Source organism: Microcoleus sp. PH2017_34_RAT_O_A (assembly GCF_020737885.1).
In the GTDB taxonomy this organism is placed as follows: Bacteria; Cyanobacteriota; Cyanobacteriia; order Cyanobacteriales; family Microcoleaceae; genus Microcoleus.
In genome coordinates, this window is record NZ_JAEQDD010000198.1 from 1 (window position 1) to 1,641 (window position 1,641).

The following is a 1,641-nucleotide window of genomic DNA, read 5'->3' on the forward strand; positions in this document are numbered from 1 at the left end:
GGTCAGTTTCATGATAGATTTTAGAGACATAAGATACGCTGCACACTGAAATTATCTTTGGGTCATTATAGGATCAATCATTCTGTGGTGCTCCCTTATACGGCGACTGTCTACGGCATTACGCCCGATGAAGTGATGGAATTACTGGGCGAGTAATCGAATACAAAACTTTACAGTCGCACCCATTGACAAGTGGCTGCAAACCTGTAATCGTGAGTAACTAAGGAAGATTGATGCGCGGTAATGCGGTGTAATCAGCACCACACTAACCACGACTTCCCCAAACCGTTTATCAGCAACGTTTGGAGCCAATAAATTATGACACTTTCAAACGATTGTCCCTGCGGACGATCGCAACTCTTTACGTTTGAGACGAAAGAGGCAATCACTGTCGATCGCAAAACACTAGAGAAAATTTACCATTTTCTAGTTTCCTGCACCGACGAACTTGACGCAATCGACTCGCAGCAAGAGTTAATTGTGGTCGCCAAACAATATCTGTCAAGCAAATCCGACTTTTCGCTAGAGCGGGGTATCATGTTTATCGACTGCTGGCTAGGCGAACCGGCAGAAAGAATCGGAGTAGCTCAAAGCAAAATATTTCAAGCCCACCAAACTCTTGAATCTATCCTGAGAACTGAAAAAGCAGGGGTCAGCCATGACTAAGCCCGCCGTCAGTCACCGTCGCATAGACCAACTCAAAGCAGTTGCCTTTGACCTAGGCTTCACCAACGAAGACGCCCGCAAATTCGGCAAACTCAGTAAAACCGACACGTGGCAAAAACTATTCAGAGCACATGGGATTAGTGGTGATTCCTTTTTCTCACAACTCGACGACTGTCCAGCTCCTAACTCTATAGAAATGGCTGTAAACAGCACTGTAGACAGTCGTAAACTTATTAACTTCCTAGAGTGGGTTGATTTTTCTCAACTCATCGCCCTGACACTCACATCAGTGGGACTGTTTATGCTGCTGACTTCCGTGTGGACGCACAATCCTCTCAAATTCCTACCCTCCCCTATCCGCATCACCATTCAAATAGGAGCAAAATAATCATGGGAGTAATGACAACCTTATTCGGCGGTGGCGGTAGCGATGCCATCAGCCACAAATCAGAAGCGATTAGCAAACCAACGGATGCCAGCGTTATCACGCCGTTAAATCCCGGCAAGTTTACCTCTGTTCGCTCTGTGCCGGTGTGCGATACCCCGCGCTACTTCACCGCCGAGGAAGCGGACGCCATGAAGGAATTAGCAAAGGAAAAGACCGACGGCGCACGCCAATCAAAACGCGCTTATGGGGCGATGACCAAGATTGAAGAAGCCGATGCAAAAGTCCACAAGTTGCACCGGGGGTACGAGAAAGCCGTTGCAACCAACGAACTAAAAAAGAAACGCGCTGATGCAGGTCTAGGTAAGCACTTGCAGGGACTGCGCCCTGGTTATGCTCGCCTGGGCTTTGGGCTTGAGAAAGCTGAAACCGATGCTACTGCAAGGATTGAAGCCATCAAAACCAAGTTATTGGGCGGGGCAAAAGAATGATAAGAGGCCTCCACAAAAAGAATGATCCAATAGCTATGTGGGTTTAGCGAAAATTTCCACAAACCATTTGTGAAGATTGGGCAGACGATTTATCTGGGT

Annotated in this window: 3 protein-coding genes; all 3 read left to right on the top strand. The window is 47.3% G+C overall.

The window, feature by feature from the left end:
• Positions 1–318 precede the first annotated feature (318 nt).
• From JGK11_RS32655 to JGK11_RS32665, 3 genes are read left to right on the top strand one after another with little or no spacing between them, the layout of a single operon-like run.
• Entirely contained in the window at positions 319–666 is a 348-nt protein-coding gene (locus JGK11_RS32655) for a hypothetical protein (protein WP_293214498.1), read from the top strand.
• Positions 659–1,054, top strand: a complete 396-nt coding sequence (locus JGK11_RS32660) for a hypothetical protein (RefSeq protein WP_293214500.1) — start codon at positions 659–661, stop codon at positions 1,052–1,054. The genes JGK11_RS32655 and JGK11_RS32660 overlap by 8 nt, the downstream gene beginning before the upstream one ends.
• Positions 1,055–1,065: 11 nt before the next feature.
• Positions 1,066–1,542, top strand: coding sequence for a hypothetical protein (locus JGK11_RS32665; RefSeq protein ID WP_293214502.1), 477 nt, complete (start codon positions 1,066–1,068; stop codon positions 1,540–1,542).
• The last annotated feature ends 99 nt before the right edge of the window (positions 1,543–1,641 follow it).